Origin of the sequence: Intrasporangium sp. DVR (assembly GCF_040365325.1) — a bacterium.
Taxonomy (GTDB): domain Bacteria; phylum Actinomycetota; class Actinomycetes; order Actinomycetales; family Dermatophilaceae; genus Intrasporangium.
In genome coordinates this window covers 168,334-192,937 of sequence record NZ_BAABZW010000024.1, presented here as the reverse complement: position 1 = coordinate 192,937, position 24,604 = coordinate 168,334, and the positions used below count along the sequence as shown (strand labels likewise).

Sequence of the window (24,604 nt, the reverse complement as noted above, 5' to 3'; positions counted from 1 at the left end):
TCGAGCCCGCTGCTGAAGGGCGTCGTCGCGCCGGGCGCAGCCGGCTACGCGGTCTCGCGTCTCGGGCTCGTCGGGTCCCCGACGCCGTGGAAGCGGGCCCGGTAGATCTCCGTGGCCGTCTCGATCGCCTCCGGACCGACCCACCCGACCGGCTCGGTGGCGGCGACGAGCGGCTCGTGGTCGGCGCCCGAGCCGACGATCACTCCGGTGAGCAACCACGGCCGGTGCCCCTCGGTCGAACCTGCCTGGCCCATGAGGTCGAGATAGGTGCAGAGCCGTCGGGCCACCCAGTCCTCGTCGGGCCGGGTCCACCACGGCTCCGGGGTCAGGCTCGCGACCGGGAGGCCGGGCAGGGCCACGTCCGCCTCGACGTCACGGCTGGGCTGCTCGGAGTCAGGGCCGGGTCCGGCTGAGAGCCGGACGTAGAGGGGGGCTCGCAGCCGGGCGAGCTCGACCACCTCGTCGAAGGTGTCAATGGTCTCCACCCCGTTCCCCTACCCACCCGGGGCCCCGGCTCGCCGTCACTTCGGCGGTCGGTCACCCGGTCGGTGCAGGAGCAGCCAGCGGTAGCCGTAGCCCTCCACCTCCAGCTGGGCGTCACCCTGCTTCGAGACTGGGTGCTCAGTGCGGTCGTTGATGAGGTCGAAGAGCGAGGAGCCCGGCTCCACCTCACCGATCGACACGTCGACCAGGGCGCTCTCGGGGGAGAGGTTGTGCAGGGCGAGCATCGTCCAGCCGTCCGCCTCCCTGGCGATGTGGGCGAGCACGCTGCGCGGCTTGGTCCGCGGCACCTCCACCGTCGACCAGCCGATCTGCGGGTACTGCCGTCGCAGCCGGATGAGGTTGCGGATGAACCACCACAGGGAGTCGTGGTCGTGGCGCTGGCTCGCGACGTTGACGCGCTCAGGGGAGTAGAGCCCGTCCGGCATCGGCCGGGTCAGCTTGCGCGGTGGGGCATCGGTGAAGCCACCGGTCCGGTCGTCACCCCACTGCATCGGCGTGCGCACGGCGAGCCGGCCGGGCACGTCGAGGTTCTCTCCCATCCCGATCTCCTCACCGTAGAAGAGGACGGGCGTCCCGGGCAGGGAGAACATGATCGAGTAGACCAGGCGCAGGCGCCGGCCGTCCCCGCCGAGCATCGAGGGGAGCCGCCGGCGCAGCCCGCGGCCGAAGAGCTGCATGCCGGGGTCGGGGCCGAAGGCGTCGAAGACCTCCTGGCGTTCGTCGTCGGTCAACTGGTCGAGGGTGAGCTCGTCGTGGTTGCGGACGAAGTTGGCCCACTGGCTGGTGACATCGAGGTCTGGCCGCCGCCGGAGTGCCCCTTCGATCGGCCGGGCGTCCTCGCGGGCGAGGGCGAGGTAGAGCGCCTGCATCGCGGCGAAGTCGAACTGCATGTTGAGCCCGTCGCCGTCCGCGCCGCCGAAGTAGGTCTTCTGCTGCTGGTAGGGCAGGTTGACCTCGCCGAGGAGCAGCGCGTCGCCGACCCGCCGGGTGACGTACTTCCGCACGTCACCGAGGTAGCGCTTCGGGTCGAAGGGGATGTGGTGGTGGTCGGCCGGCACGGTGTCCGGGGTGAAGAGGAACGGCACCGCATCCACCCGGAACCCGGACACACCGAGCTCGAGCCAGAAGCCGATCGTCCGCGCGATCTCCTCCTGGACCGCAGGGTTGAGCACGTTGAGGTCGGGCTGGTGCTTGTAGAAGTGATGGAGGTAGTACTCGCCGGTCCGGGGTTCGAGCTCCCAGATGCTGTCCTCCTGGTCGGGAAAGACGATGTCCTTCGGGTTGGTCCTCGGCTTGGTCGGGCTCCACACGAAGTAGTCCCGGTACGGGTCGTCCTTGCTGCGGCGCGCGGACTTGAACCAGGGGTGCTGGTTGGAGGTGTGGTTCATGACGAAGTCGACGATGACCCGGACGCCGTGGGCTCGGGCGGTGCGCACGAGCTCGACGAAGTCGCCGTGCGTGCCGAGCCGCTTGTCGACGCCGTAGAAGTCGACGATGTCGTAGCCGTCGTCCTTCGAGGGCGTGGGGTAGAAGGGCATGAGCCAGAGGCAGGTGATGCCGAGGTCGGCGAGGTACTCGACCTGCTCCGTCATCCCCCTCAGGTCGCCGATCCCGTCACTGTCGGAGTCGTAGAAGGTCTGGACGTCGGCGCAGTAGAGCACCGCCGTCTTCCACCACAGGTCACCCGTCTGGCTCATCCTCATGGCTGCCGGTTACCCACGAATGGTGTGTGACCCACCGCTTTGCCCGCGGCGTTCGAGGTTTTGCCCGAGGTGCCGCGGGTAGACGGGTGCTGCACGGTGACGACGGCTCGATGCCGACGACGCTGGCGAAGCTGACGACCTCGACGACCTCGACGACCTCGACCAAGGACGGACCCGGATGGCCATCATCGGCTTCCACTGCTCCCACGAACAGATTGCCCCCTCTCAGCTCCTCGAGGACGTGAAGCACGCCGAGGCGGCGGGTTTCACGGCCGCGATGTGCTCCGACCACCTCGAGCCGTGGAGCACCGACCAGGGTCAGTCGGGCTATGCCTGGTCGTGGCTCGGCGCCGCGCTGAACGCGACGCGGCTGCCGTTCGGTGTCGTCACGGCGCCCGGCCAGCGCTACCACCCCGCCATCACCGCGCAGGCGATCGGCACCCTCGGTGAGATGTTCCCCGGCCGGTTCTGGGCTGCGCTGGGCTCGGGCGAGGCGGTCAACGAGCACGTGACCGGCGACGGCTGGCCGCGCAAGGAGCTGCGCGACCAGCGGCTCGTCGAGTGCGCGGACGTCATCCGCCGGCTGCTCGACGGGGAGCGTGTCTCCCACGACGGGCTCATCACGGTCGACCGCGCCAAGGTGTGGTCCCGTCCGAGCACGCGGCCGGGCCTCGTCGCGGCGGCCGTGAGCACGCAGACGGCGGTTCGGGCCGCGACCTGGGCGGACGGCCTCATCACGGTCAACCAGCAGGAGGGCGCTGACCGCCGCGCGGTCGAGGCGTACCGCGAGCACGGCGGTCGCGGCCCGGCCCGGCTCCAGCTGCACGTCAGCTGGGCGCCGTCCGAGGACGAGGCCCTCGACATCGCGATGCGGCAGTGGCGCAGCAACGTCTTCGGCTCACCGGTGGCGTGGGACACCGACTCCGTGGAGGCCTTCGACGAGCTCGGGCGGCACGCGACCGAGGAGGACGTCCGGCGGTCCGTGCACGTCTCGGCGGACCTCGAGTCGCATGCGGCCCGGATCCGACAGGCCTTCGACGACGGCTTCGACGCGGTCATGGTGCACTTCGTCGGCACCGACCAGTCGCCCTTCATCGAGGCTTTCGGCGCCGGGGTGCTCCCGCAGTTCACCACCGCAAACCTGTCCGGAAGGAGCACGTCGTGACCAGCAGCATCGGCGAGCACGCAGCCTCGATGGTCCGCAAGGACGACAAGGGCGGGTTCCCGCCCCAGCAGCAGGACCCGCCCGGCCTGACGAAGCGGATGGATCCGGTGCCGGACCACGGCGAGGAGACCTACGTCGGTCACGGTCGGCTGGAGGGGCTCAAGGCACTCATCACGGGCGGCGACTCGGGGATCGGCCGTGCCGTCGCCATCGCCTTCGCCCGGGAGGGGGCCGACGTGGCGATCAACTACCTCGCGGACGAGCAGTCCGACGCCGAGGACACCGCGTCCTGGGTCCGCAAGGCCGACCGCGCGGCCGTCCTCGTGCCCGGTGACCTCACGGAGCGCGCGACCTGCGACCGTGTCGTCGCCGTGGCGGTCGAGGGCCTCGGCGGCCTCGACATCCTCGTCAACAACGCCGGCTTCCACTGGGACAAGGGGCCGGGCGAGGGGCTCGAAGGGCTGACGGACGAGAACATCGAGCGGGTCATGCGCACGAACCTCCACGCGGTGCTCTGGCTGTGCCGCACCGCGCTCCCGCACCTGGGGGAGGGGTCGTCGATCATCAACACGACCTCGATCCAGGCGTACGACCCGTCGCCCGCTCTCCTCGACTACGCGGCGACCAAGGCAGCCCTGAACAACCTCACCGTGAACCTCGCTCAGTCGCTGGGTCCCAAGGGGATTCGCGTCAACGCGGTGGCACCGGGCCCGATCTGGACGCCGCTGCAACCGGCGACCCGGGAGACGGAGAAGATCGAGACGTTCGGCTCCGACACCCCGTTGGGGCGTGCCGGTCAGCCCGGTGAGGTGGCCCCGGCGTTCGTGTTCCTCGCGTCGCCGTCGGACGCCAGCTACGTCTCCGGCACCGTCCTCGGCGTCACGGGCGGGGGAGCGGTGTTCTAGCCGAACCAGGTCGTATGCCGCTGGGCTGGCTGCCAGCGCACGGGCGCCGAGGGTTCCCGAGGCGTAATGTCGAAACGGCGAAGCCGATCGTGGACCGGCCCCCTCGGAGGCGGCGCTCATGGTGGGCTGACCCCCTGTGGGTTGGAGGTAGGGATGGTCAGGACAGTCGGTGTCGAGGAGGAGATGCTCCTCGTCGACGTGCGCAACGGTCGGCCGAAGTCGGTGTCCGGGCAGCTCGTCCTGCGCGCCGCGATGCAGCAGCAGGCGGTCGCGGGCCTCGGTGTCCACGGCGCCCTCGAGGGCGAGTTCCAGCAGCAGATGATCGAGACCCACACGTCACCCGTCGAGTCGCTGGACGACCTCGACCGTGAGGTCCGGCACTGGAGGTCAGAGGCGAACTCCGCTGCCCGGCAGCTGGGCTCGAGCGTCGCCGCCCTCGCGACGTCGCCGCTGCCCGTCACCCCCATCCCCGTCGAGTCGAGCCGCTACGCCTGGATGCACGAGCGCTACCAGATCGTCGCCCGTCAGCACCTGACGTGTGGCCTGCACGTGCACGTGGCGATCGAGTCCGACGAGGAGGGGGTCGGCGTCCTCGACCGGATCCGCGTGTGGCTGCCCTCGTTGCTCGCCCTCAGCGCGAACTCCCCCTTCTGGAACGGCGAGGCGACCGGCTTCGCGAGCTGGCGCTCCCAGTCGTTCGGTCGCTGGCCGTCGAACGGCCCCACCGAGATCTTCCGCTCGGCCGAGGCGTACCACCGCATGGTGCGCGACATGACGATGTCGTCGGTCATCCTCGACGAGGGGATGATCTACTTCGACGCGCGCCTGAGCCAGCACTACCCGACGGTCGAGATCCGGGCGGCCGACGTGTGCCTCCGCGCCGGTGACGCGGTCCTCATCGCGGCGCTCTGCCGTGGTCTCGTCGAGACGGCCGCGCGCGACTGGGCCCGGTCGCTGCCGGTGCCGGAGGTTCCGACGACGATGGTCCGGCTCGGGACCTGGCAGGCCGCCCGGGAGGGAACCTCGGGGCGTCTCCTCGACCCGTTCTCCTCGCGGCCACGGCCCGCCTGGGACGTCATCGACCACCTCGTCGAGCACGTCGGCCCCGCGCTGTCGCACTCCGGCGACATGGAGCTGGTGAAGGAGGGGCTGGAGCGGATTCGGCTGCGCGGCAATGGTGCCCAGCTGCAGACCCGCACGATGGAGCGGACCGGCCAGCTGATCGACGTCGTTGCGCAAGCGGTCCGGGTGACCGCTGGTCAGGAGGAGGAGGACTGACGGTGCCCGCGACGCCCCCGACGCCCCCGACGTCCCCGACGTCCCCGGCCGAGCCGCCACCCGCCTCGCGGCAGGCCCGGGCCGACTACCCCGGCGCCGGGCCGTTCGTGCCCGAGCGGCCGACCCTGCGACGACTGCAGGAGGCCGTGGACGGCTGCCGGGGCTGTGACCTCTACCGGGACGCCACGCAGGGCGTCATGGGTGATGGCCCGGCGGGGGCGCGGCTCATGCTGGTCGGCGAGCAGCCCGGCGACAAGGAGGACCTCGCCGGGGTGCCCTTCGTGGGTCCTGCGGGCCGCCTGCTCGACCAGGTTCTCTCCGAGGCCGGCATCGACCCGGCCGACACCTTCCGCACCAACGTGGTCAAGCACTTCCGACACGTCGACAAGGGCGGCAAGCGGATCCACACGTCGCCGGTGCGATGGCAGGTCGCCGCCTGCGAGCCGTGGCTGCTCGCGGAGCTGGCGATCGTCAAACCCGAGGTGGTCGTCATCCTCGGTGGCACCGCCGGTCAGGCGATCTACGGCCCGGGCTTCCGGGTCGGCACCTCCCGTGGCCGACCCCTCGACTGGCCGCGCCCTCCCAATGCACGGGGCAGGGCCGCGTCAGTCGATCCGATGCCCGTCGCGGTGGCGACCGCGCACCCGTCGGCGGTCCTGCGCTCGAGGCAGCGTGAGGTGGACCGGGCCGCGCTGGTGCAGGATCTTGTCGTGGCCAGGACCCTGCTGGACCGCGGCTGACCTCGGGAGGGCCGGCAGGCCCTTTCGCCACGGAGCGAGGTCAGCGGCATACCCCTTCACGGTCGCCTCACTCGTCACGCTCCCACGGGGCCTGCTCGCCCCACTTCGCGTAGTACTTCGCGAGGTGGCTGCGGACCCGATCCCGGTCCTGGTCCGGCAGGTCGACGCCCCCGCGCGAGCCCTGCATCACCGCGGCAGCGGCCATGACGCCCCGGGGCACGGCCTTCAGCCGGCCGTCGACGACATCAGCGATGAGCAGCTTGTACGCGGTGAAGTTGTCCTTGTTGTCGGCGTCGTACCAGACGTGCGCGTCCCGGTACTTCTCGTTGGGACCGTCCTCGGCGCCGGCCCAGTCCCGGACGCGACGCTCCGCTGCATCACCGTCCCACTCACGGTCCCGGTCCGCCAGCGGCAGGTCCTGGAAGCTCGTCACGCTCACGGTGACTCCTCTCGTCCATCGGTCGGCACTGCAGAGAGCCCTGCGAGCGGCGTCTACCCGAATGTGGGGGAGGGCACCAGCGAACTCGGGCAATTCGGGCGCGAACTTCGTTTTCGGGGGTCAACGGCGGCAAAGTGTTCGTTCTGGTGGTGGTGAGCCGAGGCGCATCCCCGAGAAGGTTGAGGGGACTTCACGAGCGGTTCAACCACGAGCTGACTCCGTCACCCGCACAAGCAGGAGATGAGTCATGTCACGCATGAAGTCCGTTACCCCCACCACGATGCCCACCCCGATCAGCCGCCGTCGCGGCCGATTCGTCGAGAGGGACCGGAAGGCGGAGGAGCTGCTCCTCACGCTCTCGCGTACAAAGAACTGCGCGGAGCGCGAAAGGCTCACCGACGAGATCGTCCGGCTCCACCTCGACCTGTGCGATGGCGTGGCAGCGCGCTACGCCGGTCGCAGCATCCCGACCGAGGACCTCGTCCAGGTCGCCCGGCTCGCGCTCCTCGTCGCGATCAAGCGCTACCAGCCCGGGCCCGGCACGTCGTTCATCGGCTACGCGCTCCCGACCATCTCGGGAGAGCTGAAGCGGCACTTCCGGGACCACGGGTGGATGGTTCGCCCGCCCCGCCGGCTCCAGGAGCTCGGCCCCGTGCTGCGCCTGGCGCGTGAGCACTGGGAGCAGGAGCACGGCACGGCCCCGACCGCGCGGGACCTCGCCGAGGAGATCGGCGTGGACCCCGACCAGGTGTCCGAGTGCCTGTCGGCTGAGCACAGCTACCACCCGCTCTCGCTCGACCTCACCTTCGGCGACGACGAGTCCCGCTCCCTCGCGGAGAGCCTCGCGGAGCCCCAGGAGGAGCTGGAGTCGGCTGCCGATCGCGTCTCGCTCGGGGCAGCCCTGAGCACCCTGTCGCCGAAGGACCGTGAGCTGCTCCAGATGCGGTTCGTCGACGGGATGACGCAGAAGGAGATCGGGCTGGCCCTCGGCGTCAGCCAGATGCAGGTCTCCCGCCTCGTGCGGGCGGTCCTCGACAAGCTCCGCGCCCAGATGGGCGTCACGGTCGACGACTCGAGCGGGGCCGCCGCCGCCTGACCGGAACGGGCCGCTCCGCAACCACCGGAGCGACCCCCCGACAGAACCACGAGTGAACGCGCCGACGGGTTGTCGGCGCGTTCACCGTTGTCCGGGTCCCGCAAGAGCCGCGCCGCGTATCTCCCATCGTGTGGAAACTTGGGATAAGGTCGGAGAGTCGGTGGCCGGAGACGGCTGCTGATGGGTCAAACCACGGCCCTCGGACACGTCAGCCTTGGAGTTGAACATGTCCCTATCGACCATCACCCCGAGCACCACCCACAAGGTCACCTTCACGGCGACCGATCCAGCCGAGATCGAGCGGATCTGCGCGGAGGAGCTCGGCGTCCCTCTCCGTCTGGTCGGCTGCCCCGACGAGTATTACTTCTCGCTGGCGCACACCGACGCTGGTCGGTTCTCGATCGACGTGCTGTCCGGTGCCGGCCTGTCGGCGATCCTCGACCCGGGCACCGACGATGGCACTGCCGTCGAGGAGTCGCATCGGGCCCCTGAGTCGGCGCTCTTCGTCACCGGCGAGCGCGGGGTCATCACCCTCGACGCGGCCGGCGTCGTCGAGCAGATCGGACCCGGCGAGTCAGCCTGCGTCGTCCGCGCCGCCGAGACCCGTCGAATTGACTGGACCGGCGACGAGCCGCGGGCGCACTGCGTCCGGCTCGACCTGGCTCTGATCCGGGACATCGCCGCCGCGACGACCGGCGTGGCCGACGTCGTCTTCACCGGCAGCCGGCCGGTCAGCCGCGCCGCCGAGCGACACTGGCAGGAGACGGTCGACCACGTCAGCCGCACCCTCGTCGGGGCGCCCGGGATCCCGGTGACACGGCTCATCGTCGGCGAGTCGGCGCGGTTCCTCGCCGCGGTCGCTCTGGCGACCTTCCCCAACACGACCATGGAGTCGGTGCGCCGCTCGGCCGCACACGGGACCGGGCGGGACGAGGGCCCCGAGACGGCCGGCCGGGCGCACCCGCGCGGGTCGACCAGCGCCACCGACCTGCCGATCACGGCCGAGACGGTGCGCGAGGCGGTCGCCTACATCGAGCAGCACGCCGACCACGACCTCACCGTGGCGGACATCGCTGCGGCGGCCGGTGTCACCCCTCGGGCGATCCAGCTCGCCTTCCGGCGCCATCTCGACACCACGCCGATGGCGCACCTGCGCCGGGTTCGTCTCGAGCGGGTGCACATGGAGCTCGAGAACGCAGCCCCCGACGACGGCGTGACGGTGACCGAGGTGGCCTCGAAGTGGGGCTTCGGCGGGTCGAGCCGGTTCACGTCGTACTACCGGGACGCCTACGGCGAGGCCCCGAGCGAGACCCTGGCGAGCTGACGACCCGGACGGGCTCGGTGCGCGACGGCCGTATGCCGCTGAGCTCGCCCCCCGGGACACGCTCGCTCCCAGCCCTTCCGCTCTCCCACTCGAGTGGGCACTTCGTGCCGGCACGGAGTGCCCACTCGAGGTGGCGTCGGGGTGTCTACGCTGACGGGCATGTCCCCCTCGACGGGCTACACCGGTGAGCCGGCGCCGAGTGAGCTCAACCTCGCCGAGCTGACCATCGGCCGGGCCGCGGCTGCGGCCCCCGGGCGAGACGCGCTGGTCGTCGTCACGGACGCCGGTGCGCCGGCAGAGCAGGCCGAGCGATGGACCTTCGCCGAGCTGGACGGCGCCGTCCGCCGCGTCGGCGCCGGACTGCTCGACTGCGGCCTGGAGCCCGGCGACCGGATGCTCATCCGCATGGGGAACACGAGCGACTACGCGCTCCTGCACTTCGGCGCGATGGCGGCCGGTCTCGTCTCAGTTCCGACGTCACCCCAGCTCACCGCCGAGGAGGTCGCCTTCCTGCTGGCCGACTGCGGCGCCCGAGCAGCCGCCACGAGCGACGCCCTCGCGGTCGACCTTCCCACCGGGGTGTTGCGGGTCTCGCCCCAGGACGTCGCCCGCTGGCGAGGGGAAGCGAGCCCAGCGGCATACGGCAGCACTGGTGCGGACGACCCCGCCTTCCTCGTCTACACGTCCGGGACGACGGGTCGACCGAAGGGGGTTCTCCACGCACACCGCTCCGCCTGGGGGCGCAGGCCGATGCACGACGCCTGGCTCGGGCTCCGCGAGAGCGACGTGCTCCTGCACGCCGGGGCGTTCAACTGGACCTACACCCTCGGCGTGGGCCTCACCGACCCGTGGGCCAACCGGGCAACGGCCTTGATCTACAACGGCCCTCGGGACCCGGGGGTGTGGGCGCGCCTCGTCGAGGCGCACGGTGCCTCCATCTTCGCCGCTGTGCCCGGCGTGTACCGGCAGCTGCTGCGCAGCGGCGCACTGGAGGCCAGCGACACCACGTCCCTCCGGCACGGCGTCACAGCGGGGGAGGCGCTGCCCCCCGCGCTCCTCGAGGAGTGGCGGGAGCGCACCGGGCTGGAGCTCTACGAAGCCCTCGGGATGAGCGAGGTGTCGACCTTCATCTCGTCCGGGCCGGGCACGCCGGTCAAGCCCGGCAGTCCCGGGAAGCCGCAACCCGGACGGTGCGTGGCGGTGCTGCCGGTCGACGGTGGCGACGAGCCCCTCCCGAACGGGCAGACCGGGCTGCTCGCGGTGCATCGCACCGACCCGGGGCTGATGCTCGGCTACTGGCGCCGCTCCGACGAGGAGGCCCAGGTCCTGCGCGGTCAGTGGTTCGTCGGCGGGGACCTCGTCGACATCGGAACCGATGGCTACGTGATGTTCCACGGCCGAGCCGACGACGTGATGAACGCGATGGGCTACCGCGTCTCCCCGCTCGAGGTGGAGGACTGCTTGGCGCGTCACCCCTCGGTCGCGGAGGTGGGCGTGACCGAGGTCGAGGTACGGCCGGGGGTGCGCATCATCGCGGCATTCGTCGTGCCGGTCGACGCCGACGACCCGGATCACGTCGACGCTGCCGGCCTGCTGGCCCACGCGGCTGAGCACCTCGCCGCCTACAAGCGCCCACGCGAGGTCGTCTACGTCGACACGCTGCCGCGGACCGGCAACGGCAAGCTGCGCCGCCGCGACCTGCGGCGCCTGCTGTCCTGATCTGAGCCCTGCTCAGTCCGGGCCCGGGGCCTCGAGGACCGACAGGATGTTGCCCGCCGGGTCGGTGAACCAGGCGATGAGTGGGCCCCCACCCCGGAAGATGCCCTTGGCGTCGGTCTCCACCGGCGTCCCCTCGTAGCGCTCGAACGTGACCCCGGCAGCCACCAGGTCGTCGACCGCTCGCTCGATGTCGTCGACCGGGAAGTTGAGGACCGTGTAGGTCGCCGGCGCATGGTCGCCCTTGGGGTAGACGAGCACCCGACCGGCGCCGGCGAGGTGGAGGGTCAGCATGCCGTTCTCGTCGGTCACCTCGAGTCCCAAGGTGTCGCCGTAGAAGGCGCGGGCCCGGCCCACGTCATCGACCGAGAAGCTGCTGAACGCCTTGGTGTCGCGGGACATGTCGTCACCTTTCGTGGGGAGCCTCCAGTACAGCCCCGTGGGGCCGCCCGTGTCAGCAGGCGGCTCAGGCGGAGTCCGGCGCCGCAGTGGTCGTGTCGGCCTCTTCGACGCTGCGCCACGTGGTGATCGCCGACCAGGCGACAGCGGCGAAGGGCACGGCGAGGATCGCCCCGATGATGCCAGCGGAGATCGTGCCGGCAGACAGCGCCAGGAGGACCACCAGGGGGTGCAGCGAGAGCGTCTTGCCGAGGACGTACGGAGCGAGCACGTCCCCCTCGAGCTGGTTGACGACGATCACGACGGCCACGAGGATCAGTGCCGCCACGAGGCCGTTGCTGACCAGCGCGATGAGCGCGGCCAGCGTGCCGGCGGTCGTCGCGCCGAGCAACGGGACGAACGCACCGATGAACACCACGATCGCGATGGGCAGCGCCAAGGGGACACCGAGAACGGCGACGGTGCCACCGATGAGCGTCGCCTCGACCAGGGCGATGAAGGCCGTGCCCCGCACGTAGCCGCCGAGCGTGGACACCGCCTCCTCCGCGACCCGATCGAAGCGCTGGGAGTGGCGATCGGGCAGCAGCTCGCCTCGCAGGAAGCTCCAGATGCGCTCGCCGTCCTTGAGCAGGAAATAGAGCAGGACGAGCCCCAGGAAGATCCCCGCGATGATCTCCATGACCAACGTGGCGCCGCTGATCACGCCTTGGCCTCGAGGGCCGGCCATCACCTCGCCGGCCTGGTTCCAGAGCTCCTCGAGTCGCTCCGGGGTCAGCCCCCAGGGCGACTGCGCGAGGAAACGCTCGAGCTCCTGCACGCCCTGACGGGCGCCCTCGGCGAGCTCGCCCCACTGGTCCTGTGCCTCGCGGGCCACGGCCCAGATCAGTCCGCCCAGGATGGCGAAGCCCGCGAGGAGGGTGATCCAGACGGACGGGGCACGGGGCAGACCGCGGCGGTTCAGCCACGCGACGATGGGGCTGGCGGCTGCGGCGATGAGGACGGCGATGAGCAGGGGAACGACGACGAGCCGAAGCTGCACCCCGACCCACACGGCAATGACGACGAGCGTGAGCACGGCGAGCACCTGGATGCTGCGGGTCGCGGCCCGCCCCATCCGATCCTGCCAGGGCCCCGGTGGTGCCGCCGGGGGTTGCGGTGGGTTCATGACCGGAACTCTCCCACACGACTACCCGTCGACGAGCAGTCCGCGAAGCGGCCCTTGGAGCCGGTCGGCTCGGCGTGAGACGTGCTCGAGAAGTCGGAGCCGATGGGTCGGCGGCAGGTCGTCCCGGTGGCGCCGGGCCTGCTCCTCGGCGATCGGCCGCCAGACCGCGTCGATCACGGTGTGGGGGTCGCCGTCGACGGCCTGGACGGGCTGCTCGGTGTGCTCGCTCCACAGGCGCAGTCGCGTCGATCGCGCGAGCTCCCGGTCGCACGTGAGCACGTTCATCTCCGTGTCGTTGAAGAGGGAGTGCTCGTTGAGGTTGGCGGAGCCCACCGTGAGCCAGCGGTCGTCGACGATGCCCACCTTGGCATGCACGTAGACCGGCGCGGACGTGCTCTCGTCGTGCGCCGAGATCGTCGTGGCCAGCAGCCGACCCGCGTCACCGTCGGCCTCGAGCAACCGAGCCAGCTGGCCCCGGGTTGTGTCCGCACCGTTGTTCGGCCGGGCAGGCAGGAGCAGCAGCACGCGGAACTCCTCACGAGGCGGACGCTCCAACTTGTCGCACAGCACGTCGACGATCTCGGGGGACCAGAGGAACTGGTTCTCCAGGTAGATGTAGTCCTGCGCGGAGGAGAGTGCCTGCAGGTAGGCGCTGAGGATGGTGAACTCGCCGTGAGGGGAGAAGCCGTAGATCCCTTCGGGAACGGTCCGCAGCACCTGCACCTCGACCCCCTGGGGAGCCTCCGACGGTGGTGGAGGCGGCGCCGGCTCCGGCAGCTGGTCGCCCGTGACGTCGTTCCACCGCTGGACGAAGTGCCGGGCGACGTCGACCACGGCGGGACCGGCGAGTCGCACTGCCACGTCATGCCAGCCGAGGGGGTCACGAGGCGGGTGGCGGTCCTCGTCGTGACGGTCCCCCTGAAGCGCCGTGAGGTCGATCCCGCCGACGAACGCCACCTCGCCGTCGACGATGACGATCTTCTCGTGATGGCAGTGCAGGGTGCGCTCCCGCCGGTCGAGCACGCACTCGACCTTGCTGCCCCGAGTGAAGCCCTCTCGTGCCGCCCTGGCCATCGTCCTCGTCGGCTCGAAGACGGGCAGCGGCGGCCCCGCCCAGAGCAGGACCCGGACAGGGACCCGTTCCGCGACCTCGGCCAACAGGTCTCGGAGCCGGGGAGCAGCCGGCCCGCGAGAGAGCTGGAAGTCCGGCGAGGAGTGCCATCCGGCGATGTGGACGTGGTCGCGAGCGCCGCGCACCGCCTCCTCGATCGCGGGCAGCGCGGCCGCACCGTCGACGAGGACGTCGAAGGCGTTCCCCGAGCGAACCGGAACCCGAGGCGACCACCACGCGGGCTCCGCCGGAACTCCGAGAGCGTCGGACCAGCCGAGCCGGCGCAGCCTCCGGACGTGATGCCGGCGCAGCACCGCCTCGAGCCCGTCCCCCACCTTCGCGTCCAACCGAGCCAGTCGGGAAGAGAGGTCCATGGATGCATCGTTGCGCAGAATGCGGACCGTGGCACGGTTCGCGGGCAGGCTGGGGACCCGCTCGAAGCGGACCCGGGCGGTGCTGGCCTCCACGCCCAACGCCGAGCGACGCACCGACGAGTCAGTCGCGCGGGATCCAGCGCTCGCCCAGCTCCGCGTCCGATGGGGGCGGTCCGGGAAGGTCCGCCGGAGCGCCCCGTGACCTGCGGGCGCTCAGGGCATCGAGCTGGAGCGCGAGATAGCGGCGCCGGAGCACCCGCGTCCGAGCCGGGTCGGAGACACGCACGGCAGTGGCCTGTTCGAGGATCATCGCCAGGTCGTTGAACACGAGACCGGGACGCAGTGCGCCGGCTTCCTGGGCCGCGTCGAAGACCTTGGCTCCCAGGGCCGTCGCTCGCTCTGCGAGCTCGGCGAGCTCTCGTGTCGGCGTGAACGTGCCGGCCAGTCGGACCGTCAAGGAGTGGACGTCCTCGTCGACGACCTCGGTGATGAACCCGAGCAGGCGCTGCCACGGACGGGCGGTGCTCGCCAAGGCGCGCTCTGCCGCTGCGATGTAACGCTCCAACCCCTCCGCACAGAGGCTCGCGATCATGCCCTCCTTGTTGGCGTAGCGCCGGTAGAGAGCGCTGATGCCCACGCCGGCCTCGACTGCCACGGCGGCGATGGGGGCGGAGGGGTCACGAAGGAAGACCGTCCGCGCGGCATCGAGGATCAGCGCGTCGTTGCGCGCCGCCTGGGCCTTGCGGCCCGGCAGGCGGAGGGTCGGCGTCTCGCTCACGGACGCCATCATAGAGCTTGCGCGGAACGGAGCATTCCGGTACGTTTGAACGGAACGATCCATTCCGTTCTGAAAGGAAGCCTGATGGACACCACTGAGATCCGCCCCTTCCGCGTCGAGGTGCCGCAGTCCGACCTCGACGACCTCCGAGACCGACTCCAGCGGACCCGCTGGACCGACGAGATGGACGCGACGCAGCCTTCGTACGGCGTGCCCCTGGCCAGGGTTCGTGAGCTCGCGGACCACTGGCTCGGCAGCTTCGACTGGCGCGCCCTCGAGGCCCGGATCAACGCGCACCCGCAGTTCACGACGACGATCGACGGCCAGAACATCCACTTCATCCACGCCCGCTCCGACCGCGACCACGCGCTCCCGCTCATCCTCACGCACGGCTGGCCCGGCTCCGTGCTCGAGTATCTCGACGTCATCGAGCCGCTCACGAGTGCCGGCTTCCATCTGGTCATCCCGTCCCTGCCGGGCTATGGCTTCTCCGGCCCGACGACCGAGCCCGGCTGGGACAACGTCCGGATCGCCGGCGCATGGGTCGAGCTGATGAGTCGGCTTGGATACGAGAGGTACGGGGCGATGGGCAACGACGCGGGCTCGATGATCTCGCCGGAGATCGGACGCCTCGACCCCGAGCACTGCATCGGCGTCCACGTGACGCAGCTCTTCTCCTTCCCGAGCGGCGACCCGAGCGAGCTCACGGAGCTCACCGCCGACGAGCAGGCCGCCCTCGACGTACTCACGTGGTTCTGGGAGAACATCGGCGCCTTCAACGTGCTCCACTCGCAGGCACCGCTGACGCTCGCCCACGCGCTCGCCGACTCCCCCGTCGGCCTGCTGGCGTGGAACTACCAGCTCATGCTCGACCAGCACGACGACTTCGTCGTGGGCAACGTCGCCACCTACTGGTTCACCCGGACCGCAGGCTCGTCCCTGCGGCTCTATCGGGAGAACCACCTCGCCCAGCACCGGCCCACCAGTCCGACCACCGTGCCCACAGCCTTGTCGTCCTGGCGGAACGACTTCCAGGCCATCCGCCGGTTCGCCGAGCGCGACCACTCGAACATCGTCAGGTGGAACGTCCGAGACGGGGGGAGCCACTACGCCGCCCACAACGACACCACCACCCTCGTGGGGGACGTCGTCGAGTTCTTCACCAGCCTCTGACCGGCGCCGCCGGAACACTGCGGGAGGGCTCCACGGGGCAGGTGACCCGCGAAGCCAGCTCAGCGGCATACGGCATCGTCGCGGAGACGTCCCCACCGGTCAGGAATCGAGAAGCGGCCGCGCCCGGACCGCTCCTAGCGTGGGCACATGACGTCGATCGTTCGATCACGCTCCGCGCGGCACGGCTGTCGGCCGGTTCCATGGGCTCTGCCGGCTCAGCGGACTGAGTGAGCCACGAATGTGCAACCCGCTGTGGCGCCGGGCGCAGGAGGAGGCATATCGAGCCGGTCCGGCCCCGGGGGTGAACCCCGGGCCTGTCGGCGACACGTCCCCCGTGCTGCAGCCGAAGGGTCAGGTCGGGGAGCGCGGTTCGGGCCGGCCACGGCTTCCGGCGCGGCCCTGGCCACGGTCGCCCGGCGGGGCAGGGCCAGAGGCGCCCACTCTGCTCAGGCAACCAGTACCTGGGTGGACGCTTCCTTGATCTTGGAGTTGGCCCACTTCATCTGGCGCGTCGTCTCCTGCTGGCACCGGTGCGCGAGGGATACGAGCTCCTCGTCCTTGATCGCCTGAGCGGCTTGGCCGATCATCTCCCAGTCGGCGAGCACCGCAGCCGCGTGGAGGTAGACGTCACGCAGATCGCGGAGCATGAGGAGCCCGGCGTCGGGTGTCCGGCCCAGGAGCTCGCTGCCCTTCTCCCGGAGGGCGGCGACCGGCCCGAGCTCGCCGTGGGGTTCGGGGTCGAGCTGCTCGCCGTACTTGCGGGCGATGGCGGCGATCTCGCCCACGTGGCGCCGCGACCACTCGGCGAGCGTGCGACCGAGGTGGAAGATGTCGTGGTCGACGCGGTGTCGCTCGGCCACGGTGAGCAGGTTCTTGACGAGGTCGTTCTCTGCCTCGTGCAGCTCGCGAAGGACGGTCCCGATCTTCACCTCACACCTCCTGTGGCCGGCGCCGGGGTCTCCTCCACATACGCGTCCTCCCCGCCCTGCGTCGGCGGAGGACTGCCGGCGACGGGCGCCGAGGCTGTCGTCGTGGGGGCGGGCGACGGCGTGCCGTCGGCAGGAGCGAGCCTCGTCACCGACGCCGCCGCGGTCTTGTAGATCGGCTGCTTCGACGCGGCGTCCCACGCGGTGATGGTCAGCTCGTTGGCAGCGCGGCCGGCGCCGTCCGGCTCGTGCCCGGCGTCGGTGTCCCAGTAGCCGTAGTGGAACGGCAGGAAGACGACACCCTTGCGGATCCCGCTCACTCGGGCCCTCGCCTGGACCCGTCCCCGGGGAGTGCGGATCTCGGTGAGGTCACCCTCGGCGAGGCCCAAGGTGGCCGCGTCCGGCTCGGACACCTCCACCCACACGTCCGGCGCCGCCGCGTCGAGCTGCGGTGCCCGAGCGGTCTTGGTCCGGGTGTGGAAGTGGTAGACGGTTCGACCGGTGATGAGCTGGAACGGGTACTCCGCGCTGGGCATCTCCTGTGGGGGCGAGTACTCCGCCGGCTTGAGCATGGCCTTGCCGTCGGGGTTCATCGCCTTGTACTCGTCCGCCTCGATCGGGGCGCCGGTCAGCAGGTCACGGCCGTAGTTCTCGCAGACGTCCGGTGCGGCCCAGAACGATCCGTCCGTGTAGAGACGCTCGGTCCCGTCGGGAGACTCGGCTGTGCACGGCCACTGGATGCCGCTGTTCCCGCGCAGCTTCTCGTAGCTGAGTCCGCTGTAGTCACAGAGACGCCCGCGAGAGCACTCCTTCCAGGCCTCGAAGGCCGACTCCGGGTCGCCCCACTTGACCAGCGGCTGACCATCCTTGTCCTTCAGGCCCATCCGCTGGGCGTACTCGAGGAAGATGTCGAGGTCGGGGCGCGCTTCACCCGGCGGGTCGACGGCCTTCTCCGAGAGGTGAACCGTGCGGTCGGCGTTCGTGTAGGTCCCGGTCTTCTCCGCCCACGCGGCAGCGGGGAGGACGACGTCGGCGAGCTGCGCGGTCTCTGTGAGGAAGATGTCCTGCACCACGAGGAAGAGCCGCTCCTGGGCGAGGATCGACCTGATGCGTCCGAGCTCGGGCAGTGAGACGACCGGGTTGGTCGCCGAGACCCACAGCATGCGGATGGAGCCCTCCTCGGCGTACCGCATCATCTGCATGGCATGGGTCGGCGGGGTGGCGTGCGGGATCTGGCTCGGCTCGATGTTCCAGATCCGGGCGAGCTCCTCCACGTGCGACATGTTGTTCCAGTTGCGGAAGGCCGCCATGTCGCCGTCAGCGCCGGACTCACGGGTGTTCTGCGCCGTCGGCTGGCCGTTCATCTGCAGGAGTCCGCAGCCGGGCTTGCCCAGCATGCCGCGCAGCAGGTGGATGTTGTTGACCTGAACGGCTGCCGCGGTCGCCTGGTTCGACTGGTAGAACCCTTGCAGGACCGTGGAGAACAGGGACTCTGCCGTCCCGAGGATCCGCGCGGCTTCCCGGATCTGGTCCTCGGGCACGTCACAGATGCGTGCCGCCTCCGCCGTGGTGTGGTCCTTGACCTGCGCAACGAGCTCGTCGAAGCCCACGGAGTGCGCGTCGACATACGCGTGGTCGACCCAGTCGTTGGCGACCAGCTCGTGGAGGATGCCGTTCATCAGGGCCACGTTGGTGCCCGGCCGCGGCGCGAGGTGGAGGGTCGCCGCGGCGGCGACAGGTGTCAGTCGAGGGTCGACGCAGATCAGCGTCGGGGGGTTCGGGCCTGCCAGCCGGTCCAGGAGCCGGCTCCACAGGACGGCCTGGGTCTCGGCCATGTTGTGGCCCCAGAGCGCGATGACGTCCGCATGGTCGATGTCGGTGTACGAACCGGGCTGGCCGTCGCACCCGAAGGACTCCTTGAGCGCCTCGGCCGCCGTCGCCGTGCAGAGCCTCGTGTTGCCGTCGACGTGGTTCGTCCCGATGCCGCCGTGTGCCACAACCGCAAGCGTGTAGTACTCCTCGAGGAAGAGCTGACCTGACGTGTAGAAGGCAACGGCACTCGGGCCCTGCTCCGCGAGGAGGTCGTTGCTGCGCTGCACGATCCGGCCCATCGCCTCGTCCCAGCTCGCCTCCACGAGCCGACCGTCCCGGCGCACCAGTGGTCTCGTGAGTCGGTGGGCTGATGCGTTGGCCTGCCAGCCGAAGGCGTCCTTGGGATCCAGGCGGCCATGGTTCACCCGGTCATCTGCGCGGCCGCGCACCCCGACGATCCGCCCGTCCTTCACGGCGATGTCGAGCCCGTCGCCGTTCGAGTGCAGGATCGCCGCGCTCTGCACCCATCGGTCGACGTCGGCCTCCGACAGGCCGTCTGCGAGGTACGAGTCCACCCGCTTGGGCCAGCGCTCTGCGCGGCCGTACGGTGTCCGCGTCCCCCAGGGCTCGGAGATCCGGTTGCTGCGCGCCATCAGGCACCTCCTCGCACCGTCCCCATGGGAGCGGTGTCATCAGTGGTCTGCAGATGTCGGCGACACTCTCGTCATACCCCGTAGGCGTGCATTCGAAGCGGCGCCGGCGCTGGGCCCTCGCGCCCTCGCGCCGTGGCGCGAGGGCCCGGTGGCGCCGTGGCGCGGTGGCGCCGTGGCCTCGACCTTCGGGAAGTCCGCCAAGCCCGCTTCGGTCTCGGCGCTCGGATCATCTCGATCGGCACGCGAGCATCCTCCCGCACCTCGCGACACCAGCTTCGTTCCTGTCGCGAGGTGCGGGCTCTGGGAGCCTGGTCGCCTGTGCTGCGAGCGGGTCAGGGCCGTTCATCCTGCCCAAGGGGCCCCACGGGTGCGCCACTGACCTGCGCCGCAGTGCCCGGCCTCCCGCCACAAATGCGGCCTGCCGGAGTGCAGTGGGGGCAGGTACGTTGAAACGATGCAGACCATCAATCTGGGAAAGGCAGAAGGGTTGCCGCCGGTGGATTGGACCGTCGTTGCGGCGAAGCTCGACGCGGGGTCGGCGCCGGCTGCGGATGCAGCGAACGCGCGCACGACGTGGTTGTGCACCATCAACCACGACGGCAGCCCGCACGTCACTGCTGTCGGTGCCGTCTGGGTGGACGGCGCATTCTGGTTCCAAACGGGTGCTGGTACACGCAAGGGACGCAACGTCGCGCGTGATCCGCGGTGCTCCGTTGCGGTGTCCATCCGTGACGCGGACGTGGTGATCGAGGGTGACGCAACCCGGGTGACCGACCCCGCGGTCGTGGCACGCATCGCCAAGGTCTGGGCGGACAGTGGTTGGCCCGCGCAGCCCGACGAGACCGGGACGGGCATCACGGCGCCGTTCAATGCGCCGTCGCAAGGGGCGCCGCCGTGGAACGTCTATCGCATCGAGCCACGTTCAGCCACTGTGGTCCTGGCGACGGAACCGGGCGGACTGACCCGCTTCAGGTTCTAGCCAAGCTCTGGTCACCAGACCCGGCCGGACCAGCAGGCGGTCCCGCCGCTGCTGCCCGACAGGGTTCGTCACCGTGCCCTATCGATCCCGAACCTGCTCATCGCCGCCACCGCTGAGCTCGCGGGTCTGACGGTGCTCCACTGGCCAAGCACTGTCGCCGTCGTCGTCGACTGGGATCTTCTCCTCGGTCCACAACGGCCCCGGACCGTAGTCGGACAGAACTCCAACAGGCTCACGACAAACATCCAGCCAACCCATGAGCCTGTATCCGAGGGCCTCTCCATCTGCCGCCGGTCGCGGTGACGATTCTCGCGCCAAGGTCTAGCATCGCCCGCATGCGCAGGTGGCTCCGGGCCGTGTTGATTTTCGTCGGCACACTGCTGATGGTCACGACCGCGACCTACCGCTATGCGTACGGGACTTGGTGGCAGGCGCCAGCACGCATCCCCTACTGCGGCCGGACGTACATCCCGGTCACGGCGCACCTGAGCCTCGCGGAAGTTCGTCAACGCGAGAGCCAGACCGCGTTGCCCGGCGATCAGCCGTACGCCGTCGTGCCCATCGGCAAGGCGCCACCTGTCCTCGGGGCGAAGATGGTGGCCGCCGTCACTCCTGAGGCCCAACGCGAGAAGTTGGGTGTGCCCTGCGCGATGGGGCTTTACGTCAAGACAGGCGATGATGAGTTCACCGCGTACGGCATCACAGGAGGTCCGTAGGTCTCGGATCCGCCTGACAAACCAACCCGCTCACCGCGCGCCACCGCGCGGACGTCGTCGTGCTGGCCAACCTCACATCGGCTCGCGACTTTTCGAGAGACTGAACTGGTGACAAGGGACCGTGATCTGCGGCGCCCAAGGAGAGGGCCCTGACCGCGTTTCCGCAGGTCAGAGCCCTGTTCCGATATGTCGGGGGACACGATTTGAAACAGTTTCTGCGCCTCGAGGCAGAACGTGACATGAGCGGCCAAAGAGGGCCTGACCTGCAACAACGTGCGGCCCGCGGGGGGCGGAGGGCTGGCCAGAAGTGGCCGCGACGTGACTCCAGTTATGCCCCAGTTATGCCCCAGCCGCAGGTGCGGTTGCCGGCCGGACATTGGGTCTCCAGCCGCGGTTGCCGGCTTCGCGTGTGGCGCGAGAAGCAGCTGGCTGTCGAGGGCAGATAGCTCCGGCATGGTGACCTCCTTACGCAGTCCCAAGGGCGTGCGAGCGGCCAGGGCGGTCACGACGCCAGCGCCGCTATCACTGCTGCGCTGCGACCGGCCGGCGTTGGCAGCCGCGCGAACGTTCAGCGGTCCGGCCAGCCCACCCCTCAAGGTCAGGAGGGCGCTACGACGACCTTGACCCCGCGGTCACGGAAGAGTCCCAGCTGCCTGGGGTCCGCCGACTCATCGGTCACAAGTGTCCACCGCGCCGGCATGACGGCCCAGGCGTGGAAGGGTGCCTGTCCGAGCTTCGCTCCGTGCGCGAGGACGTAGGTTTGCTCGGCGCGGCCCATCATCAGCTCCTTCAGCCGTGTCTGGTCGAGGGATGCCTCGCAGATCCCGCGATCCGCGTGAACGCCATCGGCGCCCATGAATGCGCGATCGAACGAGATCCGGGACACGGCCGCTTCCGTCAGAGGTCCGACGAAGGCCTGGCTTAGTGGCCGGAGCCGACCACCTAGGGCGATGACGTCTATGCCCTCGACCTCCGCGAGGTTGGCCATCGCTGTGAGTCCAGCCGTCACCACGGTGAGCTCGGTGACGCGAGGGACCCCGCGCAGTTCCTCGGCCAGCGCACCGGCCGTCGATCCGGCGTCGAGCAGGATCGTCTCCCCGGATTGGACCTGCGAGGCGGCCCAGCGAGCAATGGCGTGCTTGGCGGAATACGCCTCGCCGAGCCGCTGGCGCAGCGGGGCCTCGGGGTGGTGCGCGAGCGACATCGCGCCGCCGTAGGTGCGCGCCAGCTTGCCTTGCCCGGTCAGCTTGGCGAGGTCACGGCGGATCGTCGACGCGGTGACGCCCAGCAGGGTCGACAGCTCCTCGACGCTGGCCAGGCCCGTAGTCGTGGCCAGCCTGACGATCTCGTCCCGTCGCGCCCGCGCAGTTTGACTCGCCACGCTGCGCACCTTAGGCGTCCTGCGGGTGCGGCGCCATCTCCGCGCCGAGTCGCAGCGCCTCGATCATCGAGCGGTGGTCGGCGATACCTGTGCCAGCGATGTCGAAGGCGGTCCCGTGGTCGACCGAGGTGCGGATCACCGGCAGCCCGACGGTCACGTTGACGCCGGCCTCCAGGCCCAGGACCTTGACCGGCCCGTGTCCCTGGTCGTGGTACATCGCGACGACGAGGTCGTAGTCGCCGCGCCCCGCCAGGAAGAACAGAGTGTCCGCCGGGAGCGCGCCATGGACGTCAATCCCGTCGGCGCGGCAGGCCTCGACACCGGGGTTGATCTTGCTCTCCTCCTCGCCGTAGCCGAAGAGCCCGTTCTCGCCGGCGTGCGGGTTGATGCCACACACCCCGATCTTCGGATTCGGGTTGCCCGCGTCGACGAGAGCCTTGTGCCCACGCTTGATCACCCGCTCGACCAGACCCGGCTCGATGCGGGCGACCGCATCGATGAGCCCGATGTGTGTCGTGACATGGATGACCTTGACCCGCTCCGTGGACAGCATCATCGAGACCTCGGGTGTGCCGGTCAGGTGCGCCAACAGCTCCGTGTGTCCGGGGAAGAGGTGCCCACCGGCGTGGAGCGCCTCCTTGTTCAGGGGTGCGGTGCAGATGGCCTCGACCTTCCCGGCCACGGCGAGCTCTGCGGCGACCCGCACGTAGTGGAAAGCCGCGTCTCCGGCGAGCGGCGAGAGCTCGCCCCACGGCAGGTCTTCCGGTAGCAGGGCCAGATCGATGACATTGATCCGGCCTGGCAGCTCCTGCGCCTCGCTGACGTCGGAGATCGGCACGATGTCGACTGCGCTGCCGAGCACCTCCGCCGCCTGCTTGAGCCGCAGCGCGTCACCGACGACGATCACGCGTGCCAGCCGCGCGACCTCGGGGTCGGCGAGTGCACGGACGATGATCTCCGGGCCGATGCCCGCCCCGTCTCCCATGGTCACGGCGATGCGCGGTAGGGCTGTGCTCATGAGTTCTCCTTGGTGGTGGCCGCTTCGGTCAGCAGCTGTCGGGCGGTGCGGTTCAGGGAGTCGGCGTCGCCGAAGCTCCCAGGTCTGGTGACGACAACCTGGCCTGTCGTCGTGGTGCTGACGACGGTCCCGGGCTCAAGCTCGGCCATGACGGTGAGCGCCTGCACTCCGAGGAGGTCCAGTACCGCCCGCGCGGTCTCGCCGCCCGAAAGGAAGACGCCCGCGAACCTGGCGGCCAGTGGGGACACCACCTCGGCGAACCCCTGAGCCAGCTGTGCGCTCCGAGCCGGCTCGACCGAGGCGCTCGGGTCGAGTGTGACGACGACGAGACCCGTCGCCTCGACGCGTGCGAGGCGCTCCTCGATCGCGCCGGGATCCGTGAGCAGCTCGCTCGGGGAGACGACATCGACGTATGCCGCTGAGCTCGCCAGGCGGTCGAGCTGGCTCCCGATCCCACGCGCTCTCGTGCCGAGGGCGACGAGTAGGCTGGACACGCCGAGGATGGGACGCGGTGCTGTCGAGGCCTGGTCCGGCCCGAGGCTTCGCACAGCAGCTGCCACGAGAGCGGACGACCCGACGAGCAGCGGGCGTGCCCAAACGCTGCGGGCAGCCCTTGTGATCGTTGCGAGGTCGTCGTCGTCGGCTGCGTCGCAGACGGCGATGCAGCCCAGGGACTCCGCTTGCCGCAGAGCCTGGGCGATGGCCGCGACGCCGCTGGCGACAACCTCTTGCCTCACGTCGAGTGTCTGCAGGGGTGAAAGGGCCTCCGCAACCGAGCCGGGCGGCATACGGCCTTCGATCTGCCAAAGACCGGTCTCGTGCAGCGGGGTGCCATCGACGTAGAGGACTCCCGCGCGCACCGCGCGACGCATCCGCGGGAGCGACACAGCGACGACGGGCGTGCGTCCGAGCTCATCCTGCAAGGCGCCGACCTCGGCCGCCACGTTGCCGCGCAGCAGGGAGTCGACCTTCTTGACCACGATGCGGGCGGACTCGACCTGCCGGGCCGCGGCGCGCACCATCGAGCCAGCCTCGTCCGGGGGCAGGCCGCGCGAGTTCGTGTCGATGGTGAGGATGCGTGCGTCACGGACCGACTTCACCGGGCCGTTCACCTCGGTGTGTGACGAAAGGAGCACTACATTGCGCGGAATGCGCAAGGGAGCGGTGCTGGCCGATTCTGCCGCCCCACTGAGGTCATCAGCGATCACGGCGAGCTCCAAGCCTCGCATCGTTCCTCCCTTCACGCTGC

22 protein-coding genes are annotated in these 24,604 nt (G+C 70.2%); 10 read left to right on the top strand and 12 right to left on the bottom strand.

What is annotated here, in order from left to right:
* Positions 1-44: 44 nt before the first annotated feature.
* Positions 45-485: a DUF6098 family protein gene (locus ABWV20_RS17280; RefSeq protein WP_353357340.1), complete on the bottom strand. Its 441-nt coding sequence runs from the start codon at positions 483-485 to the stop codon at positions 45-47.
* Positions 486-521: 36 nt separating this feature from the next.
* Positions 522-2,207, bottom strand: a complete 1,686-nt coding sequence (locus ABWV20_RS17275; protein ID WP_353357338.1) for an alpha-amylase family protein — start codon at positions 2,205-2,207, stop codon at positions 522-524.
* Positions 2,208-2,385: 178 nt separating this feature from the next.
* On the opposite strand from ABWV20_RS17275, the gene ABWV20_RS17270 reads away from it, so the two are divergent.
* The 4 genes from ABWV20_RS17270 (at position 2,386) to ABWV20_RS17255 (ending at position 6,295) form a co-directional block, all read left to right on the top strand.
* Entirely contained in the window at positions 2,386-3,372 is a 987-nt protein-coding gene (locus ABWV20_RS17270; RefSeq protein WP_353357336.1) for a TIGR03885 family FMN-dependent LLM class oxidoreductase, read from the top strand.
* A 29-nt stretch (positions 3,373-3,401) separates the two neighbouring features.
* A complete protein-coding gene (locus tag ABWV20_RS17265; RefSeq protein WP_353357428.1) occupies positions 3,402-4,277 on the top strand; it encodes an SDR family oxidoreductase in 876 nt (291 codons plus the stop codon).
* A 153-nt stretch (positions 4,278-4,430) separates the two neighbouring features.
* The gene (locus ABWV20_RS17260) at positions 4,431-5,555 is read left to right on the top strand and encodes a carboxylate-amine ligase (protein ID WP_353357334.1); all 1,125 of its coding nucleotides are present in this window, start codon (positions 4,431-4,433) and stop codon (positions 5,553-5,555) included.
* 2 nt (positions 5,556-5,557) lie between these two features.
* The gene (locus ABWV20_RS17255; RefSeq protein ID WP_353357332.1) at positions 5,558-6,295 is read left to right on the top strand and encodes a UdgX family uracil-DNA binding protein; all 738 of its coding nucleotides are present in this window, start codon (positions 5,558-5,560) and stop codon (positions 6,293-6,295) included.
* Positions 6,296-6,362: 67 nt separating this feature from the next.
* On the opposite strand, the gene ABWV20_RS17250 is transcribed toward ABWV20_RS17255, so the two are convergent.
* A complete protein-coding gene (locus ABWV20_RS17250; RefSeq protein ID WP_353357330.1) occupies positions 6,363-6,734 on the bottom strand; it encodes a hypothetical protein in 372 nt (123 codons plus the stop codon).
* Between the two features lie 280 nt (positions 6,735-7,014).
* Here ABWV20_RS17250 and ABWV20_RS17245 point away from each other — a divergent pair, with 280 nt between their 5' ends.
* The 3 genes from ABWV20_RS17245 (at position 7,015) to ABWV20_RS17235 (ending at position 10,873) form a co-directional block, all read left to right on the top strand.
* Positions 7,015-7,830 carry a sigma-70 family RNA polymerase sigma factor gene (locus ABWV20_RS17245; RefSeq protein ID WP_353357328.1) on the top strand — a complete coding sequence of 272 codons (816 nt, stop codon included), beginning with the start codon at positions 7,015-7,017 and terminating at the stop codon, positions 7,828-7,830.
* A gap of 226 nt (positions 7,831-8,056) precedes the next feature.
* On the top strand, positions 8,057-9,154 hold the full coding sequence (locus ABWV20_RS17240) for a helix-turn-helix transcriptional regulator (protein ID WP_353357326.1): 1,098 nt from the start codon (positions 8,057-8,059) through the stop codon (positions 9,152-9,154).
* Between the two features lie 159 nt (positions 9,155-9,313).
* Positions 9,314-10,873 carry an acetate--CoA ligase gene (locus ABWV20_RS17235; protein ID WP_353357324.1) on the top strand — a complete coding sequence of 520 codons (1,560 nt, stop codon included), beginning with the start codon at positions 9,314-9,316 and terminating at the stop codon, positions 10,871-10,873.
* 12 nt (positions 10,874-10,885) lie between these two features.
* Here ABWV20_RS17235 and ABWV20_RS17230 read toward each other — a convergent pair whose 3' ends face one another.
* The 4 genes from ABWV20_RS17230 to ABWV20_RS17215 form a co-directional block, all read right to left on the bottom strand.
* Positions 10,886-11,272 (bottom strand): VOC family protein, encoded by a 387-nt coding sequence (locus tag ABWV20_RS17230; protein WP_353357322.1) that lies wholly within the window; start codon positions 11,270-11,272, stop codon positions 10,886-10,888.
* 64 nt (positions 11,273-11,336) lie between these two features.
* The gene (locus tag ABWV20_RS17225) at positions 11,337-12,434 is read right to left on the bottom strand and encodes an AI-2E family transporter (protein WP_353357320.1); all 1,098 of its coding nucleotides are present in this window, start codon (positions 12,432-12,434) and stop codon (positions 11,337-11,339) included.
* Positions 12,435-12,455: 21 nt separating this feature from the next.
* The gene (locus ABWV20_RS17220; RefSeq protein WP_353357318.1) at positions 12,456-13,919 is read right to left on the bottom strand and encodes a phospholipase D-like domain-containing protein; all 1,464 of its coding nucleotides are present in this window, start codon (positions 13,917-13,919) and stop codon (positions 12,456-12,458) included.
* Positions 13,920-14,040: 121 nt separating this feature from the next.
* Positions 14,041-14,697: a TetR/AcrR family transcriptional regulator gene (locus tag ABWV20_RS17215; protein WP_353357316.1), complete on the bottom strand. Its 657-nt coding sequence runs from the start codon at positions 14,695-14,697 to the stop codon at positions 14,041-14,043.
* An 84-nt stretch (positions 14,698-14,781) separates the two neighbouring features.
* Here ABWV20_RS17215 and ABWV20_RS17210 point away from each other — a divergent pair, with 84 nt between their 5' ends.
* A complete protein-coding gene (locus ABWV20_RS17210) occupies positions 14,782-15,870 on the top strand; it encodes an epoxide hydrolase family protein (protein WP_353357314.1) in 1,089 nt (362 codons plus the stop codon).
* Between the two features lie 446 nt (positions 15,871-16,316).
* On the opposite strand, the gene ABWV20_RS17205 is transcribed toward ABWV20_RS17210, so the two are convergent.
* Both ABWV20_RS17205 and ABWV20_RS17200 read right to left on the bottom strand, forming a co-directional pair.
* On the bottom strand, positions 16,317-16,799 hold the full coding sequence (locus ABWV20_RS17205) for a hypothetical protein (protein WP_353357312.1): 483 nt from the start codon (positions 16,797-16,799) through the stop codon (positions 16,317-16,319).
* Positions 16,796-19,261 (bottom strand): molybdopterin oxidoreductase family protein, encoded by a 2,466-nt coding sequence (locus ABWV20_RS17200; protein ID WP_353357310.1) that lies wholly within the window; start codon positions 19,259-19,261, stop codon positions 16,796-16,798. Before ABWV20_RS17200 ends, ABWV20_RS17205 begins: the two co-directional genes overlap by 4 nt.
* Positions 19,262-19,715: 454 nt before the next feature.
* On the opposite strand from ABWV20_RS17200, the gene ABWV20_RS17195 reads away from it, so the two are divergent.
* Together ABWV20_RS17195 and ABWV20_RS17190 are read left to right on the top strand one after the other, a co-directional pair.
* Positions 19,716-20,240 (top strand): pyridoxamine 5'-phosphate oxidase family protein, encoded by a 525-nt coding sequence (locus ABWV20_RS17195; RefSeq protein WP_353357308.1) that lies wholly within the window; start codon positions 19,716-19,718, stop codon positions 20,238-20,240.
* 335 nt (positions 20,241-20,575) lie between these two features.
* A complete protein-coding gene (locus ABWV20_RS17190; RefSeq protein ID WP_353357306.1) occupies positions 20,576-20,956 on the top strand; it encodes a hypothetical protein in 381 nt (126 codons plus the stop codon).
* 598 nt (positions 20,957-21,554) lie between these two features.
* Here ABWV20_RS17190 and ABWV20_RS17185 read toward each other — a convergent pair.
* Genes ABWV20_RS17185 through ABWV20_RS17175 form a run of 3 tightly spaced genes read right to left on the bottom strand, consistent with a single transcriptional unit; the run spans position 21,555 to position 24,584 of the window.
* Positions 21,555-22,337: a DeoR/GlpR family DNA-binding transcription regulator gene (locus ABWV20_RS17185; protein WP_353357304.1), complete on the bottom strand. Its 783-nt coding sequence runs from the start codon at positions 22,335-22,337 to the stop codon at positions 21,555-21,557.
* Positions 22,338-22,347: 10 nt separating this feature from the next.
* Positions 22,348-23,355 carry a 4-hydroxythreonine-4-phosphate dehydrogenase PdxA gene (gene pdxA, locus ABWV20_RS17180; protein ID WP_353357302.1) on the bottom strand — a complete coding sequence of 336 codons (1,008 nt, stop codon included), beginning with the start codon at positions 23,353-23,355 and terminating at the stop codon, positions 22,348-22,350.
* Positions 23,352-24,584, bottom strand: a complete 1,233-nt coding sequence (locus ABWV20_RS17175; protein ID WP_353357300.1) for a four-carbon acid sugar kinase family protein — start codon at positions 24,582-24,584, stop codon at positions 23,352-23,354. Before ABWV20_RS17175 ends, pdxA begins: the two co-directional genes overlap by 4 nt.
* Positions 24,585-24,604: the final 20 nt, after the last annotated feature.